A 15,792-nucleotide genomic window follows, 5' to 3' on the forward strand; every position below is an offset into this window, starting at 1 on the left:
TCGAAGGGATCTTTCTCAAGCCGCGAGGGCCTGGGTCTGCAGGGCGGTCAGCTCGGCGATGCCTTTTTCCGCCAGCGCCAGCAGCGCGTTCATTTCCGCGCGCGAGAAGGCTGCGCCCTCGGCCGTGCCCTGCACCTCGACGAAATGGCCGGCGCCGGTCATCACCACGTTCATGTCGGTGTCGCAGGCCGAGTCCTCGATGTATTCGAGGTCGAGCAGCGGCGTGCCCTGCACAATGCCCACCGAGATCGCGGCGACGTGGCTGCGGATCGGCGAGGCCGGGATCTTGCCTGCCGTCAGCAGCTTGGCGACCGCATCCTGCGCCGCGACGAAGGCGCCAGTGATGGCGGCCGTGCGCGTGCCGCCGTCGGCCTGCAGCACGTCGCAATCGAGGTGGATGGTGCGTTCGCCGAGCGCGGCCAGGTCGAACACGGCGCGCATCGAGCGGCCGATCAGGCGCTGGATTTCCTGTGTGCGGCCGCTTTGCTTGCCGCGCGCCGCTTCGCGGTCGCTGCGCGTGTGTGTGGCGCGCGGGAGCATGCCGTATTCAGCGGTGACCCAGCCTTCGCCGCTGCCGCGCTTGTGCGGCGGCACTTTCTCTTCAACCGAGGCCGTGCACAGCACCCGGGTCTGGCCGAACTCGATCAGCACCGAGCCCTCGGCATGGATGGTGAAACCGCGGGTGATGCGAACGGGGCGCAGCTGATCGGCGGCACGGCCGCCGCTTCGGATGAAATCTGTCATGAGGAAAGTGGAGAAGGTAAAGAGACTCAGGCTTTGCGTGCGGCCGAGCGCCGTATCGCTTCGTTGATCTCGGCGATCGAACGCTCGATGGCGTCTTCATCGAGGTCATCGAGTTCGCTGTCGGACGGCATGCCGGCCTGGATGGTGGAGGCGAACACGCCGTCGCTGATGCTGTCGGTGGACACGCCGCGGCTCTGCCCCGGCGCATCGGGGGTTTCCCATTCGAGCGCGATCAGGGTCACGTTGTCGCTGTGCACGCCGCCGTTGCGCAGCGCCATTTCGGCGAGGTCGGGCGCGGCGTCGGACACCGGCTTGCCGGATGAAAGGGTGCGCACGATCAGTCGATCATCGAGCACGCCCCAGAGGCCGTCCGAGCACAGCATGATGCGGTCGCCGCGCTGCAGCTGCAGCGGCTGCGAAACGTCGAACAGGGGCGTGGTCGGCGAGCCCAGGCAGGTCAGCAGCAGGTTCCGGTTGACGGCCTCGGGGCCGGCATTGGCGCGCGGGCGCTCGGCATGCGAGTGGTCGCGTGTGCGCATGAGCATCTCGCCATCGCGCACCACGTACAGGCGCGAGTCGCCGCAGTGGATCCAGGTCGCGGTGGTGCCTTGCAGCACGCAGGCGACCACCGTCGTGCGCGGCGTGTCGAGCATGGCCTTGTTGCCCGCGTAACGCATGATCTGCTGGTGCGCGGCCATCAGCGATGCGGTCAGGAAGGCCTTGACGTCCTTCACGATCGGGCGCGCTTCGCGCTGGTAGAGGGCCGCGATGGTCTGCAACGCCAGCTGGGCCGCAACCTCGCCTTCCGGATGCCCACCCATGCCATCGGCCAGGACGAAAAGACCCGACTCCCGCGTGTAGCAATAGCCCATGCGGTCTTCGTTCTTGAGGCGGCCACCTTTGCGGCTGACTTGGAATACGGAAAACTTCATGCCGGTCGCGTCGTCGGTGCGGCTGCTTTTGGCAGCCCTTTCTTCTCGAAGGAGCGCATGTTGTCGATCGACAGCCGGACCTTCTCGCCGACGGTGAGCTTGGTGTAGCGGCGTTCGCCTTCGCGGCTCAGTTCCTTTTGCAGTGCGAACACCGACTGCGGGCGCGACAGCGGATCGAGTGACATGCACCACTCGACCACCTCGATCAGGTTGTCGGAATAGATGCCGCGCAGGCGCGACAGCGACAGGCCGAGCCGGTCCTTCTCGATGCGTTGCGGCGCGTCGTTCGGCGGATAGCCCTGCATGCAGGCATAGATGCACGCGCCGATGGCGTAGATGTCGGTCCAGGGGCCCATGGACGAATCGCGGCGATACATCTCGGGCGCGGCGAAGCCGGGCGTGTACATCGGGCGAATGAAGTTGCCCTCCTTGGAGAGCACCTCGCGCGCGGCGCCGAAGTCGATCATGACGGCGCGGTCGTCGTCGGTCACGAAGATGTTGGCGGGCTTGATGTCCAGGTGCAGCATCTTGTGCTGATGCACGATGCGCAGGCCGCGCAGGATCTCGTCGAACAGCGAGCGGATGGTGGACTCGCGGAAGACCTTCTGTTTCTTCAGGTCTCTCGCGGTGACGATGAAGTCCTGCAGGGTCGCGCCCTCCAGGTAGTTCATGACCATGTAGACGGTTTCGTTCTCGCGGAAGAAGTTGAGCACGCTCACCACCGAGGCATGCGAGATCTGCGCCAGCGAGCGCCCTTCCTCGAAGAAGCTCTTCAGCCCGAGCCGGTAGAGCGACAGCTTCTCGGGCGGCACCTGGGGTGCCAGCTCGCCGGTGCCGCGCGTGGCCAGCGACGAAGGAAGATATTCCTTGATGGCCACCTGCTGGCCGCTGTGATCGACGGCAAGATAGACGACCCCGAAGCCGCCGGCCGAAAGCCGCCGAACGACGCGGTAACCGCCGATGACCGTCTCGGGCAACAGGGGCGAAGGTTTGACCTTTGACATAATCCGGGAGTTTCGCCCCAAGGCGAGGGTGCGGCAAGCGAACGCCGTGCCGTCGTCTCGGTGCGTGCACACAAATTCACAGCGAGGCGCGATGCCAGTTTACAGCATGACCGGCTATGCCAGCGGCCAGAACGGCCCCACAGGCAGTCACTCCGAAGCCGAAGCGCGGCACGCCGCCACGGGTCGGCTCGGGGTCGAGATCCGCTCGGTCAACAGCCGATTTCTCGATCTGACATTCAAGCTGCCGGAGGAACTGCGCCAGCACGAGCCCGCCTTGCGCGAATTGCTCGCCGGTAAGCTCAAGCGCGGCAAGGTCGAGCTGCGCGCCTCGATCGAGAGCGCCGCGGGTGCCGGCATCGGCGAGCCGTCGACCAAGCTCCTGCAGCGACTCAACGGCTTGCAGGACAGCATCAAGTCCTGGCTGCCCGAGGCGCGCGCGCTCAGCGTGGCCGACGTGCTGCGCCTCGCGGCCGGCGACAACGGCGCGCGGGGCGACTGGGGGCCCGGGCTCACGGAGGTGACGGAAAAGGCGCTGAAAGCCCTGCTGTCCGCGCGTGAACGCGAAGGCGCCCGCCTTGCCAAGATGCTGCAGGACCACCTCGCGCAGCTGCGCAAGCTCACCGCGCAGGCGCTTCCGCTCGTGCCGGTGCTGGTCGAGCAGCAGCGCACGCGCTTTCTCGAGCGCTGGCAGGAAGCGATGGGGCTGAGCGGCGGCACGCCGCCCGAAGCAGCCCAGGACCGCGCGCTCACCGAGGCGACCGCATTCGCCATCCGCATCGACGTCGCCGAAGAGCTGACGCGCCTCGATTCGCACCTCGACGAGATCGAGCGCCTGGTCAAGAAGGGGGGCGAGATCGGCAAGCGCCTCGATTTCCTGATCCAGGAGCTGCACCGCGAGGCCAATACGCTGGGTTCGAAGTCCGCGACGCTCGAACTCACGCGCATCGGCGTCGACATGAAGGTGCTGATCGAGCAGATGCGCGAGCAAGTCCAGAACATCGAATAGGGAACGGTTGCATGGACTATCCCGGAAACATCTTCGTGGTCGCGGCACCGAGCGGCGCCGGCAAATCGAGCCTCGTGAAGGCGCTGATGGAGCTCGATTCGGCCGTTCAGCCCTCGGTCTCGCACACGACGCGGCCGCCGCGCGGGCAGGAGAAGCACGGCCGCGAATACTTCTTCGCGTCGCATTCGGAGTTCGACGCGATGGTCGCGTCGGATGCCTTCATCGAATGGGCGCATGTGCACGGCGAGCGCTATGGCACGTCCAAAAGGGCCATCGAGGAGCGGATCGCCCAGGGGGCGGATGTCATCCTCGAAATTGACTTCCAGGGCGCCATCCAGATCCGCAAGACCTTCGCCAACGCGGTGATGATCTTCATCCTGCCACCGAGCTGGGAAGAGCTGCGTTCCCGCCTCGAGCGGCGCGGCGAGGACAGCGCCGCGGTCATCGAACTGAGGCTGCAGAACGCCGCCCAGGAAATGGGGCGCGCCAGTGAATTCGATTTCGTTATAATCAATGAGTTATTTGAGCGCGCGCTTTTCGACCTGAAGGCCATCGTCCACGCTCAGCGGCTCCGGTATTCCGCGCAACGCCGCGCACGTGCGGACACTTTCGCCGCCCTGAACATTCGCTGATTCCACCCAAACCTTACGCCCCAAAGCCGAAAGATCCTCATGGCCCGCATCACCGTCGAAGATTGCCTGGTACACATTCCGAACCGCTTCCAGCTCGTGCTGGCCGCCACGTACCGTGCGCGCATGCTGAGCCAAGGCCATGCGCCGAAGATCGAAAGCAAGAACAAGCCGGGCGTCACCGCCCTGCGCGAGATCGCCGAGGGCAAGATCGGCATCGAGATGCTCAAGAAGGTACCCGGCTGAGTTGATGCAGCTGTACAACAAGGAAGCACCGCACGCGGTGCTTTTTTTGTGCCTGAAAGCGTCGATCCGCCTGCCACGCTAAAGTGGCAGGCATGAGTGCGGTTGTCAAGTCCCAGTCAGAAGCTCCGCGGAGCACGCCCCGGCCGAGCCCGGCGGCGTTGAATGCGGCTGCCGCCAGTTTTGCCGCGTTGACGGCCCGGCTCGATTATCTGAGCACGGAGGACGTCGAGCAGGTTCGTCGCGCCTACCGCTTCGCCGACGAGGCGCACCTGGGCCAGTTGCGCAATAGCGGCGAGCCGTACATCACCCATCCGATCGCGGTGGCGGCGCAATGCGCGGAATGGAAGCTCGATGCACAGGCGCTGATGGCGGCCCTGCTGCACGACGCGATCGAGGATTGCGGCGTGACCAAGTCAGAGCTCATCGAGCGCTTCGGTGCGCCGGTGGCGGAACTGGTCGACGGCCTCACGAAGCTGGACAAGCTGCGCTTCAACACGCGCGAGGAGAACCAGGCGGAGTCGTTCCGCAAGATGCTGCTCGCGATGGCGCGCGATGTCAGGGTCATCCTCGTCAAGCTGGCCGACCGCACGCACAACATGCGCACGCTCGACGACGCGCCGCGCGAGAAATGGTCGCGCATCTCGCGCGAGACGCTCGACATCTATGCGCCGATCGCCCACCGGCTGGGCCTCAATCAGACCTATCGGGAGTTGCAGGATCTTTCGTTCCGCCACCTGAGGCCGTGGCGCTATGCGATCCTGGCGAAAGCCGTGGCCAAGGCACGCGGGCGGCGGCGCGACCTGATCCAGAAAGTCCAGCAGGAGCTCGAAGGCGCCTTTGCGGCAGCAGGCATGAGCGTGCGGATCGCGGGGCGCGAGAAAACGCTCTATTCCATCTATCGCAAGATGGACGAAAAGCACCTGAGCTTCGCCCAGGTCACCGACATCTACGGCTTCCGCCTCATCGTCCCGACGGTGATCGCCTGCTACACCGGCCTGGGCATCCTGCACCAGATGTACAAGCCGCTGCCGGGCAAGTTCAAGGACCACATCGCGATCGCCAAGCTCAACGGCTACCAATCGCTGCACACCACGCTGGTCGGGCCTGCTGGCGTCAACGTCGAGTTCCAGTTGCGGACCGAAGCGATGCACGTGGTGGCCGAGTCCGGCGTGGCGGCCCATTGGCTCTACAAGGCGGCCGAGCCCAGTGCGGCGACCAGCGAACGGCTGGGCACCAAGTGGCTTCAGTCGCTGCTCGACATCCAGGACGAGACGCGCGACGCCGCGGAATTCTGGGACCACGTCAAGGTCGACCTTTTTCCCGATGCGGTCTACGTGTTTACGCCCAAGAGCCAGATCCTGGCGCTGCCGCGCGGCGCGACAGTGGTCGACTTCGCCTATGCGATCCACAGCAACATCGGCGATCACACCTCGGCGGCGCGCATCAATGGCGACCAGGTTCCGCTGCGCACCGAGCTCAAGAACGGCGACGTGGTCGAGGTGATCACGGCACCGGTGTCGACACCGAACCCGGCCTGGCTCGGCTTCGTGCGCACCGGCCGGGCGCGCTCCAAGATCCGTCACTACCTCAAGACGCTGGCGCATGCCGAGTCCGAAGGCCTGGGCGAAAAGCTGCTTGCGCAGGCGCTGCGCGCCGAGGGCCTCGGCAATCTGCCGGACGACGATCCGGAGCATCAGCCGCTCTGGGAAAAGCTGCTGCGCTTCACGGGCAACCGCACGCGTTCCGAACTTCTGACCGACATCGGCCTGGGCAAGCGCATTGCCACCATCGTCGCCAAGCGGCTCATGGCGCTGCTGGCCGAGCGTGGAGAAAAGCCGGACGCCCTGATGCTGAGCCGCGAGCGTTTCACCGCGCACGAAGCCGTCTCGCAAGGCGCCGTTTCGCTGGACGGCAGCGAAAACTCCTCGGTGCGTTTTGCGCTCTGCTGCCGCCCCATTCCGGACGATCCCATCGTCGGCTACCTGGGTCACGGCGAAGGGCTGGTGGTACATACCGAGGCATGCGGTGTGGGCCAGCGCCTGCGCCACAAGGACAGCGAACGCTTCTTCGCGGTCGAATGGGCCGATGACCCGGTTCGCACCTTCGAGACCGGGGTGGTCGTCACCGTGCGAAACGACAAGGGGGTGCTGGCCCGCGTCGCGGCCACGCTCGCCGAGGAGGAAGCGGACATCACGCACGTGGAGATGGCCGACGAGACGCCGCAAGACTCGACCGATCTGCGTTTCGTGATCGCGGTGCGCGACCACACGCATCTCGAAGCAGTGCTCCGGGCCGCACGGCGAACGCCTTCGGTGCTCGCGGCCTCCCGCACCGTGCCTGCGCCCTGAAGGGCCGGCTCAGGCGAGATCGGTCGGCGGCGGGTAGCTGACTGCCAGCACCTCGATGTCGTGCACGCCGCCCGGCGTGGCGAGCTTGACCACATCGCCTTCCCGCGATTTGAGCAAGGCCCTCGCGATGGGCGAGATCCAGCTGACCTGGGCTTGTGCGCTGTCGGCCTCGTCGATGCCCATGATGGTCACTGCGTGCTCGTCGCCGGTCTCGTCCGCATAACGCACGGTGGCGCCGAAGAAAACCTGGTCGCCGCCGTGGTGCACCGACGGATCGGTGACTTCCGCCACCTCGAGGCGCTTGGTGAGAAAGCGGATCCGCCGATCGATCTCGCGCAAGCGCTTCTTGCCGTAGATGTAGTCGCCGTTCTCGGACCGGTCCCCGTTTTTGGCCGCCCAATGCACGGCCTCCACCACCTTCGGCCGTTCCTCGTCCATCAATGTCAGAAGCTCGGCGCGCAGCCGCGCGTAACCCCGAGGCGTGATGTAGTTCTTGCCGCCGGCCGGAAGCGGCGGCGCGGTGCCGACGCCGCCGTCGCTGTCGTCGTCATCCGCGTCGGATTCCTTCGTGAATGCCTTGTTCATCGACCGAAGCTTAAATCAACGGCCTAGCACTCTCGGCAGATAGACGACGAACAGGTCGCGCAACACAATGGCCACGCTTTTGCGGTCCATGCACAGGGAGTTGGCCCGATCTGCTTGGGGGAACCACCATGCATCAACACAGCTACGGCTGGAAGCCATCGCTCCCGGATTTTCGCGACCATCGCTTCAAGGTCACTGCCCGCATCGCCCTTCCGCCCTCGGTGGATCTGCGGCATGGATGTCCGCCGGTGTACGACCAGGGTCAGCTCGGCAGCTGCACGGCCAACGCCGCGGCGGCCGCTTTCGAGTTCGATCTCAAGCGCCAGGGACTGACCGACTTCGAACCGTCGCGGCTGTTCATCTACTACAACGAGCGCGTGCTCGACGGCGACGTGGGGCAGGATGCCGGCTCGGAGCTGCGCACGGCGGCCAAGACACTCAACAAGAGCGGCGTGTGCGACGAGAAGTCATGGCCCTATGACATCGCGAAATTCAAGACCAAGCCGAAGGCGTCGTGTTACACAGCAGCCAAGAAGCATGTCAGCACCAGCTACCAGGCGCTCGACAACACCAACGTGACCGAACTCAAGACCTGCCTTGCCTCGGGTTCGCCGTTCATCCTCGGCTTCACGGTCTACGAAAGCTTCGAAAGCGACAAGGTCGCGACCACCGGCGTGGTGCCGATGCCATTGAAGAAAGAGAAGGTGCTCGGCGGCCACGCCGTGATGTGCGTGGGCTACCAGGAATCGAAGAAGCGCTTCATCGTGCGCAACAGCTGGGGTGTGAACTGGGGCGTCCAGGGCTATTGCTATTTCCCGTATGGCTATCTGACGAACACCGGCCTTGCGACCGACTTCTGGCAGATCACGAGCGTCAGTTGATGCGTGCTCCATCGCGCGCGAGCTCATGGCCTCAGAGTGGCCGATCGACTTCCGTCACTTCGCGCACGCCGGGGATCGCCTGCAGCTGATCCAGTACCTGGGAGACTTCTCCGATCGAAAGCCGGTTGAACGAGATCGTGATCTCGTCGACATCGTTGACGCCCTCGAGATGCTGGACGACGAATTGCCTGACCAGGCGGCTGCGGGCGCCCAGCGCCTTGTTGAGCTGAACCATCGTCAAGGCCCCGCGCCCCGCGGTCAGGCGGAACTCCCGGCTGCGCTTGGATGCGAAATACTTCGATTCGATCGGCTTCAGGCCCGCGAGGATGAGCAGGATGATGAGGGTCGCGGCGACCGCGGCCGTGTAGAGCCCGCCGCCGATCGCCAGCCCGATCGCTGCCACCGACCAGAGGCTGGCGGCCGTCGTCAGGCCGCGGATCACTTCGCCGCGCAACAGGATGGTTCCGGCGCCCAGAAAGCCGATGCCCGAAACCACCTGCGCCGCAACCCGTGAAGGATCGAGCACGACATGCGGACCGCCCAGCGCATCCTGGAAGCCGAAGGCCGACACGATCATGATCAGCGCCGATCCGACGCAGACCAGCATGTGCGTGCGCAGGCCTGCGGCCCAGGATAAGCGCTCCCTCTCGAAACCGATCACACTGCCGAGCGCAGCGGCCATGACGAGCCGGGCAACCAACTCCAGCTGGCTCACCATCGAGATCCTTCGGACACGCGTTCAGGACGGGCTGAAGGTTCGAGAAACAGCACGGCAACCCGCCATGACGCCTCTCACCTACTGGCTCAGCGCGTTCACGACCACCGACGCAATCACGCCAGTCGCAATGGCCGCCAGCACATAGTCGGATCCGTTCTGCACCCAGTAGTAGCCGCGCGGAGGTGCGCTCAGATGGTGGCCGCGCCAATCGTTGACGATGTATTGGTTGCTACGGTATTGCGGCGGCAGGCGTTCGCCGCGGTTGAACCTGCGGTACTCAGGCATGGCCATCGGCGGAGCGCGATAGCCAGCGCCAGGGCCACGGCCATAGCGCTGCGGTCCTGGCATCGGTCCATGCCCGCGCATGGGGCCGGCCCCCGGCCCGGGCTGGGCGCCCGGCGGATACCTCAGCTGTGCGGACGCACCGGAGGCGAATCCGATCATTGCTGCAGCGAGGCCGATCGCGATTTTCGTACGGGTCATGACGTGTTCCTCTGAGATTGACATGCTCCGCAAAGGATTTCACGGTGCCGAGATGAAGCCTACCCGGGAAACGAGTGATACCGATGCAGGACAAGTCGCACACCATCGGCCAGCAAGGGCCCCCTTGAAAAGCTATTCGAATCGCGCGCGAGCGTCCCGGAAAGATCGCCCGACCGACCAGAATCCTGCGATCGAGGCCGCAGCCACCGCGAAAAAGCCAGTGTGGTCGATGGCATAGCACACGAAAAGGCCGATGTCCGGGGCGTTCTCGGCTGCCATGACGGAAAAGGAGCCTACGCCGATGGCGTAGTACGCACACACCGTCAGAAATGGCGCGCTGAAGATCTTCAGCGGGCCTCTCATCGTTCGACTTGCTGCGTCTTTCAATTCGTTCTGCAACGGCGATCCTGCATTCACGGTCATTTCCCGGTTCGGCGGAGGCGGCGCCCCCCTCGGGCTTGCCGGACTTGATGCCCGGACGCGCCACATCCCCTATTCTGGGGATGTCGTGATGGAATCAATCGTTCGAACAGCCCTGGAATCCGCGCCCAGTTGCCGGAATGCCCGTCCTGGCCGGCCGCTTTCGCATTCCCCGAGCGATGCAGCTGCGGGCCGCCGGCCAGCTCTGTGGCAAAGAAATCACATGAGAGACTATGTGAAAACTCCCGCCACCATTACAATTTTGCACATGCCTTCGGGTTCTGAAACACTTGTCGGGTGGTGGATGAACAGGTCTGCTCGGTCATCCCGGCCATCGAGTCCACGCGCGTCCTCGCCGAGCGTGAGCACTTATGTGCAAGAGACAAATCGCTTTCTCGCCACCGACAGTTACGGCGAGCGCCACACCATCATCGAGCGAAGTCAGTTTTTTCGCAGCCGCCAGCTGGACGGACGGCAAGGCGCATTGGTGCAAGGCCTGGCGACGTACTGGCTGACTTGCGGGCGACCCGTGAATCGAATCGACGCGGAGCGCTACGAAAGTGCCGAAGGAGCGATCCAGCTCCGGCGTTTGTAGACGACCTTCCGCCCCCCAAAGCCCGCTGATGCGGGCTTTTTCATGCCGACTCCTTCAGTGAACAGCGACAGTCGCCGGCATCGAGGAACCACCCCATCGGGTGGGCGCCGAAGCGACCCCTACCAGCGCCGGCCGACTGTCAGGCTTGAGCATGCGATGCCAAGCTTAGGCGAAGCTTAGGAACAGCCCGGCTTTACTAACGACATTCGCAGGCAGCCGCGCGTGTGCATTGGGCGGTCCTGGAGTCACTCAGCATGACGCTGGTCCCGGCCTTGCAGCTGGTGAGCTTGCTGGCAGGGCAGCTGATGTCGCAGCCAAGGCAAGCGCCTTCGACGGGCGCCTCGCAGTAGTTGCCGGCCTGGGATGGCAGCATCGCGGTACCTGCGAGGTGTTGATAAGAACTACAGCCGGACAGTGCCAGCACTGCAACCAATAGGAGTGACCTCATGGCACTATCCTAACCTCGAAGGTACGCATTTCGTGTTGGCCGGATTCTCCGGACCGACGGGCCTTCGATCCCCACCGCAACGGAGTTCATTCAACACCATCGCGCCATGGCGGACAACAAAGCCGTAGTCATCTCGCAGATCCAGGCCCTGGCCGAGGAAGAGCGGATCGCTCATCCGGAGGAAGACGAAGCCGCGATCAGCGCTGCGCTCGATCTCATCGAGGAGCGGGTCAGGGCGCGTCGCGTCACAAGGCAGCGCAGCAGGGCGATGCTCGTCGCCGCGGCAATCGTCGGCACCCTCGCCTTGGCCCTCGCTCTGTGGCCACGTGGCTCGAAAGGACGGAGGCCGTCAAGGAAGTGAAACGCTCCGCTGAGCGGGTCAACGGCTTGCCGTAAAAGAAGGATCGTCGCGTGCAAAAGAAAAAAGGATCAGCCCGCGAGAACGGACTGATCCTTCAGAGAGTGGTGCGGCTGGCAGGAATTGAACCCACGACCCCTTGGTTCGTAGCCAAGTACTCTATCCAACTGAGCTACAGCCGCACAGCTTGCGATTATAGCATGGGCAGCAGGCTTCACTTGGGAGTCAGGCGGGCAGCAAAGCTACCTGGAACGCCGAGAGCCGGCACAAGGTGCCTGAGGTCTTGCGACACTATCTTCATTGACACCCCACTCGGCCAATCGTGCTGCACACTTCGGTTTGTCACTTCTGGAGCTGCCATGAATGCCCTCACGCAAGCGCTTGCCTCCGCCGAACCCACCCTGGTGGCCGAACTCGAAGAACTCTACAAAGACCTGCATCGTCACCCCGAGCTGTCGATGCAGGAAGTCCGCACCGCGAAGATCGTCTCCGACACGATGCAGGGGTTCGGCTACGAGGTGACGCCCAACGTCGGGGTGACCGGCGTGGTTTGCCTGATGAAGAATGGCGCCGGCCCGACCGTGATGCTGCGCGCCGACATGGACGCGCTGCCGATGGCCGAGAACACCGGGCTGCCCTACGCCAGCACCGTGACGACGCGCGACGCGGACGGCGTCGAGGTCGGCGTTGCGCACTCGTGCGGCCACGACATGCACGTGACCTGGATGATCGGTGCTGCGCGCATCCTGGCCGCGAATCGCGTCGCCTGGAACGGCACGCTGATGATCGTGTTCCAGCCGGGCGAGGAAACGGCCGAGGGCGCGACCTCGATGGTGCGCGACTGGGGCGAAGGCCGCTTTCCGAAGCCCGACATCATCCTCGGCCAGCACGTGATGGTCGGTCCGGCCGGCACCGTGAACTACCGCCCCGGCGTCACGCTGTCCGCCGGAGACAGTCTGAAGATCAAGTTGTTTGGGCGCGGCTCGCACGGCTCGCAGCCGCAGACATCCATCGACCCGGTGATCATGGCCGCCGCGACCACGCTGCGCCTGCAGACCATCGTCTCGCGAGAGATTGCACCATCCGAGCCGGCGGTGCTCACGATCGGCTCGCTGCAGGCCGGCACCAAGGAAAACATCATCCCCGACGACGCCACCATCAAGCTGAACATGCGCACCTTCAGCGAGGACACGCGCGAGTACATGCTCAAATCGATCCGCCGCATCTGCTGCGCCGAGTGCGACGCCTCCGGTGCCGAGCAGCCGCCCGAGTTCACCACCATCAACAGCTACCCGCTGACCGAAAACGACCTGGTCGCCACGCAGAAGGTCGCGAAGGCATTCGGCCACCAGTTTGGCGAGAACGCCTCGCTGGCGCCTAGCCCGGCGTCGGCCAGCGAAGACTTCAGCATCTTCGGCCGCAGCTGGGGCGTGCCCTATGTGTTCTGGTTCGTCGGCGGCACCGCCCCGGCGGTATATGCCAAGGCCCAACAGGAAAAGACCATCAACAAGATCCCGAGCAACCACTCGCCGAAGTTCGCGCCGCAGATTCACCCGACGCTGGAGACCGGCTTGCAGGCCATGCTGACCGCCGCCAGCGCGTGGCTGTGCCCCGTCGCATGAACGTCCACGAATTGGCCCTTGCCGGCCTGAACGACCACCGCCTGTTCACCATGCTCGATCTGGCGGGCACCTTCGCCTTTGCCATCAGCGGTGCAGTCGCTGCCAGGGACCGCGGCCTCGACTGGTTCGGCGTCATCGTCATCGCGTTCACGGTCGCATGCGGCGGGGGCGTATTGCGCGACCTGTGCATCGGCGCTGTGCCGCCGGCGGGCCTGACCGATTGGCGTTACCTAGCCGTCGCGATGGCAGCGGCATTGATGACGATGGCCGCCAACACGCTGGTGGTGCGCCTCGCGCATCCGGTGATCCTGTTCGACTCCCTGGGCCTGGGGCTGTTTGCAGTGACCGGCGCGCAGAAGGCCATGATCTTTGGCCACAACGCCGAGGTGGCGGTGCTGATGGGCGTGCTCACCGCCGTGGGTGGTGGTGTCACGCGCGACGTGCTGCTCAATCGGGTGCCGGTGATCCTTCAGCGCGAGATCTATGCATCGGCTGCGCTGGTCGGCGCCGGCATCGAGGTCGCTGGCGAGCGCCTGGGATGGCTGTCGAACGGGCGAACCTGGGTCGCTCTGGCGGCGTGCTTCACGCTGCGTTATCTGTCGATGCGCTACAAGTGGAACCTGCCGCGCTCTTCCGGACGGGGCGGCAACGGCGCGGACTAGGGTCGCCCCGCATCGCCTGCTCGCGCCGAACCGTGCCCACGAATCGGCGAGATCGCCAAGCGTGGTGGGCGGGGTGGGACTTGAACCCACGGTCAATGGATTATGAGTCCACTGCTTTAACCAACTAAGCTACCCGCCCGGGCAACTTCGAATCATGCCACGAGCGCCGCCGGCCTCTCGCTACTTGCGATGGCTCAGCGCGTTGGTGACGAGTCGCGACGTGATGTCGACGATCTGGATCATGCGCTCGTACGGCATGCGGGTCGGCCCGATCACGCCGAGCGTCCCGACCACCTGCCCGTCGACCTCGTAGTTCGCGCTGACGATCGACAGGTCCTCGAAAGGCACGACCTGGCTCTCACCGCCGATGAAGATGCGCACACCGTCCGCCTTGCTCGAGACGTCGAGCAAACGCATCAGCTGCGCCTTCTGCTCGAACAGTTCGAAGGCACGACGCAGATGGCCCATGTCGCTGGAAAAATCGGTGACTGCCAGCAGATTGCGCTCGCCTGCGATCACCACCTCGTCCTGGGCTTCCGTCAGCACCTCGGAGCTCACTCTGACCGCCGCCTGCATCAAGGCCGCGATTTCGCTGCGCAACTGCTCGACCTCCGACTGGAGGCGATCGCGCACCTGCTCGATCGACAGGCCTGCGTAATGCGTGTTGATGTAGTTGGAAGCTTCGACCAGCTGCGATTGCGTGTAGTCCACTTCCGGGAAAATCACGCGGTTCTGCACGTCGCCATCGGGCGAGACGATGATCACGAGCAGGCGTCGATCGGAAAGCCGCAGGAATTCGATCTGCTTGAACACCGAGGCGCGGCGCGGCGCCATCACCACGCCGACGAACTGCGACAGATTCGACAGCAGGTTCGCGGCATTCGTGATCACCCGCTGTGGCTGGTCCGCAGCCAGGCTCGGCGTGGCGAACTGCTCGCGCTGGGCCGTCAGCATGGTGTCGACGAACAGCCGATAGCCGCGCGCGGTCGGGATGCGGCCTGCCGAGGTGTGCGGACTGGCGATCAATCCGAGGTCTTCGAGGTCGGACATCACGTTGCGGATGGTGGCCGGCGACAGCTCGAGCCCCGAAGCGCGCGAGAGCGTGCGCGAGCCCACCGGCTGTCCGTCAGCGATGTAGCGCTCAACCAGAGCCTTGAGCAGCAACTTGGCGCGGTCGTCCAGCATTGACTCATTTTAATGTTGTAATTTGTAGATGACCTCCTGCTTTCGGCACGTCGCACTCATAGGTAAATACCAGGCCTCCGGCGCCCGGGCGCAGTGCGGCGCGCAGGACAATGTCATGGAAAGCATCGGCGTCTTCCTGGAATCGCAAGGCTGCGAGGTTTTCGTTGAGCAATCGCATGCCGACGACGTCGAGACGAGCCGCTACGCGGCGCTCACGGTCGAGGAGATCGGCCAGCGATGCGATCTGGGCCTGGTGGTCGGCGGCGATGGCACCATGCTCGGCATCGGGCGCCAGCTTGCGCCGTACGGCGTACCGCTGATCGGCATCAATCGCGGCCGGCTCGGCTTCATCACCGATATTTCGCTGGACAACTACCAGGCGACCTTGATTCCGATGCTGGCCGGGGAGTACGAGGAAGACCATCGCAGCCTCATGCATGCGCAGGTGATGCGCGACGGCGCTTCGGTGTTCGACGCACTCGCCATGAACGACGTGGTCGTCAATCGCGGCGCGACCTCGGGCATGGTAGAGCTGCGCGTCTCGGTGGGCCGCCACTTCGTGGCCAACCAGCGCGCCGACGGGTTGATCATCGCCTCCCCCACGGGCTCGACGGCCTACGCGCTGTCCGCGGGCGGCCCCTTGCTGCACCCTGCGGTTCCCGGCTGGGTGCTGGTGCCGATCGCGCCGCACACGCTGTCGAACCGTCCGATCCTGCTGCCGGACGCGGACGAGGTCTCGATCGAGTTGGTCGGCGGGCGCGATGCGAGCGCCAATTTCGACATGCAGTCGCTGGCATCGCTGGTCATCGGCGATTGCGTGGTCGTGCGGCGTTCCGAGAGCCGTGCCCGCTTTCTGCATCCGAAGGGCTGGAGCTACTTCGACACGCTGCGCAAGAAACTGCATTGGAACGAAGGAGGTTCCTGAC

Annotated in this window: 17 protein-coding genes and 2 tRNA genes; 9 read left to right on the top strand and 10 right to left on the bottom strand. The window is 64.7% G+C overall.

The window, feature by feature from the left end:
* Nucleotides 1-15 precede the first annotated feature (15 nt).
* Genes rph through E5P2_RS21645 form a run of 3 tightly spaced genes read right to left on the bottom strand, consistent with a single transcriptional unit; the run spans nt 16 to nt 2,680 of the window.
* Entirely contained in the window at nt 16-744 is a 729-nt protein-coding gene (rph, locus tag E5P2_RS21635; protein WP_162569209.1) for a ribonuclease PH, read from the bottom strand.
* A gap of 26 nt (nt 745-770) precedes the next feature.
* Nucleotides 771-1,676 (bottom strand): PP2C family protein-serine/threonine phosphatase, encoded by a 906-nt coding sequence (locus E5P2_RS21640; protein ID WP_162569210.1) that lies wholly within the window; start codon nt 1,674-1,676, stop codon nt 771-773.
* Nucleotides 1,673-2,680, bottom strand: a complete 1,008-nt coding sequence (locus E5P2_RS21645; RefSeq protein ID WP_162569211.1) for a serine/threonine protein kinase — start codon at nt 2,678-2,680, stop codon at nt 1,673-1,675. Before E5P2_RS21645 ends, E5P2_RS21640 begins: the two co-directional genes overlap by 4 nt.
* Nucleotides 2,681-2,771: 91 nt before the next feature.
* Here E5P2_RS21645 and E5P2_RS21650 point away from each other — a divergent pair, with 91 nt between their 5' ends.
* The 4 genes from E5P2_RS21650 to E5P2_RS21665 all read left to right on the top strand — a co-directional run bounded on the left by E5P2_RS21650 (nt 2,772) and on the right by E5P2_RS21665 (nt 6,909).
* On the top strand, nt 2,772-3,686 hold the full coding sequence (locus E5P2_RS21650; protein ID WP_162569212.1) for a YicC/YloC family endoribonuclease: 915 nt from the start codon (nt 2,772-2,774) through the stop codon (nt 3,684-3,686).
* A gap of 11 nt (nt 3,687-3,697) precedes the next feature.
* A complete protein-coding gene (gene gmk / locus E5P2_RS21655; protein ID WP_162569213.1) occupies nt 3,698-4,318 on the top strand; it encodes a guanylate kinase in 621 nt (206 codons plus the stop codon).
* Nucleotides 4,319-4,357: 39 nt separating this feature from the next.
* Nucleotides 4,358-4,561, top strand: a complete 204-nt coding sequence (gene rpoZ / locus E5P2_RS21660) for a DNA-directed RNA polymerase subunit omega (RefSeq protein WP_162569214.1) — start codon at nt 4,358-4,360, stop codon at nt 4,559-4,561.
* Between the two features lie 92 nt (nt 4,562-4,653).
* Nucleotides 4,654-6,909: a RelA/SpoT family protein gene (locus E5P2_RS21665; protein WP_162569215.1), complete on the top strand. Its 2,256-nt coding sequence runs from the start codon at nt 4,654-4,656 to the stop codon at nt 6,907-6,909.
* Between the two features lie 9 nt (nt 6,910-6,918).
* On the opposite strand, the gene greB is transcribed toward E5P2_RS21665, so the two are convergent.
* Nucleotides 6,919-7,494, bottom strand: coding sequence for a transcription elongation factor GreB (gene greB / locus E5P2_RS21670; RefSeq protein ID WP_162569216.1), 576 nt, complete (start codon nt 7,492-7,494; stop codon nt 6,919-6,921).
* A gap of 128 nt (nt 7,495-7,622) precedes the next feature.
* On the opposite strand from greB, the gene E5P2_RS21675 reads away from it, so the two are divergent.
* Complete coding sequence (locus E5P2_RS21675; RefSeq protein ID WP_162569217.1) at nt 7,623-8,375, top strand: C1 family peptidase; 753 nt, start codon at nt 7,623-7,625, stop codon at nt 8,373-8,375.
* A gap of 31 nt (nt 8,376-8,406) precedes the next feature.
* On the opposite strand, the gene E5P2_RS21680 is transcribed toward E5P2_RS21675, so the two are convergent.
* From E5P2_RS21680 to E5P2_RS21690, 3 genes are all read right to left on the bottom strand, one after another.
* Entirely contained in the window at nt 8,407-9,093 is a 687-nt protein-coding gene (locus E5P2_RS21680; protein WP_162569218.1) for an MgtC/SapB family protein, read from the bottom strand.
* A gap of 78 nt (nt 9,094-9,171) precedes the next feature.
* The gene (locus E5P2_RS21685) at nt 9,172-9,576 is read right to left on the bottom strand and encodes an RcnB family protein (RefSeq protein ID WP_162569219.1); all 405 of its coding nucleotides are present in this window, start codon (nt 9,574-9,576) and stop codon (nt 9,172-9,174) included.
* Nucleotides 9,577-9,708: 132 nt separating this feature from the next.
* A complete protein-coding gene (locus E5P2_RS21690; protein WP_162569220.1) occupies nt 9,709-9,999 on the bottom strand; it encodes a hypothetical protein in 291 nt (96 codons plus the stop codon).
* Nucleotides 10,000-11,145: 1,146 nt separating this feature from the next.
* Here E5P2_RS21690 and E5P2_RS21700 point away from each other — a divergent pair.
* On the top strand, nt 11,146-11,400 hold the full coding sequence (locus tag E5P2_RS21700; protein WP_162569222.1) for a hypothetical protein: 255 nt from the start codon (nt 11,146-11,148) through the stop codon (nt 11,398-11,400).
* A gap of 102 nt (nt 11,401-11,502) precedes the next feature.
* Here E5P2_RS21700 and E5P2_RS21705 read toward each other — a convergent pair.
* A tRNA-Arg gene (locus E5P2_RS21705) sits at nt 11,503-11,579 on the bottom strand.
* Between the two features lie 177 nt (nt 11,580-11,756).
* Here E5P2_RS21705 and E5P2_RS21710 point away from each other — a divergent pair.
* Both E5P2_RS21710 and E5P2_RS21715 read left to right on the top strand, forming a co-directional pair.
* Nucleotides 11,757-13,019, top strand: a complete 1,263-nt coding sequence (locus tag E5P2_RS21710) for a M20 family metallopeptidase (protein ID WP_162569223.1) — start codon at nt 11,757-11,759, stop codon at nt 13,017-13,019.
* Nucleotides 13,016-13,681 (top strand): trimeric intracellular cation channel family protein, encoded by a 666-nt coding sequence (locus tag E5P2_RS21715; RefSeq protein ID WP_232080797.1) that lies wholly within the window; start codon nt 13,016-13,018, stop codon nt 13,679-13,681. Before E5P2_RS21710 ends, E5P2_RS21715 begins: the two co-directional genes overlap by 4 nt.
* A gap of 62 nt (nt 13,682-13,743) precedes the next feature.
* Here the strand turns inward: E5P2_RS21715 and E5P2_RS21720 are convergent.
* A tRNA-Ile gene (locus tag E5P2_RS21720) sits at nt 13,744-13,820 on the bottom strand.
* A 41-nt stretch (nt 13,821-13,861) separates the two neighbouring features.
* Nucleotides 13,862-14,866 (bottom strand): heat-inducible transcriptional repressor HrcA, encoded by a 1,005-nt coding sequence (gene hrcA / locus E5P2_RS21725; protein ID WP_162569224.1) that lies wholly within the window; start codon nt 14,864-14,866, stop codon nt 13,862-13,864.
* A gap of 28 nt (nt 14,867-14,894) precedes the next feature.
* Between hrcA and E5P2_RS21730 the strand changes: the two genes are divergently transcribed.
* On the top strand, nt 14,895-15,791 hold the full coding sequence (locus E5P2_RS21730) for an NAD kinase (protein ID WP_162569225.1): 897 nt from the start codon (nt 14,895-14,897) through the stop codon (nt 15,789-15,791).
* Nucleotide 15,792: the final 1 nt, after the last annotated feature.

The organism is Variovorax sp. SRS16, assembly GCF_901827165.1.
Lineage (GTDB): Bacteria > Pseudomonadota > Gammaproteobacteria > Burkholderiales > Burkholderiaceae_C > Variovorax.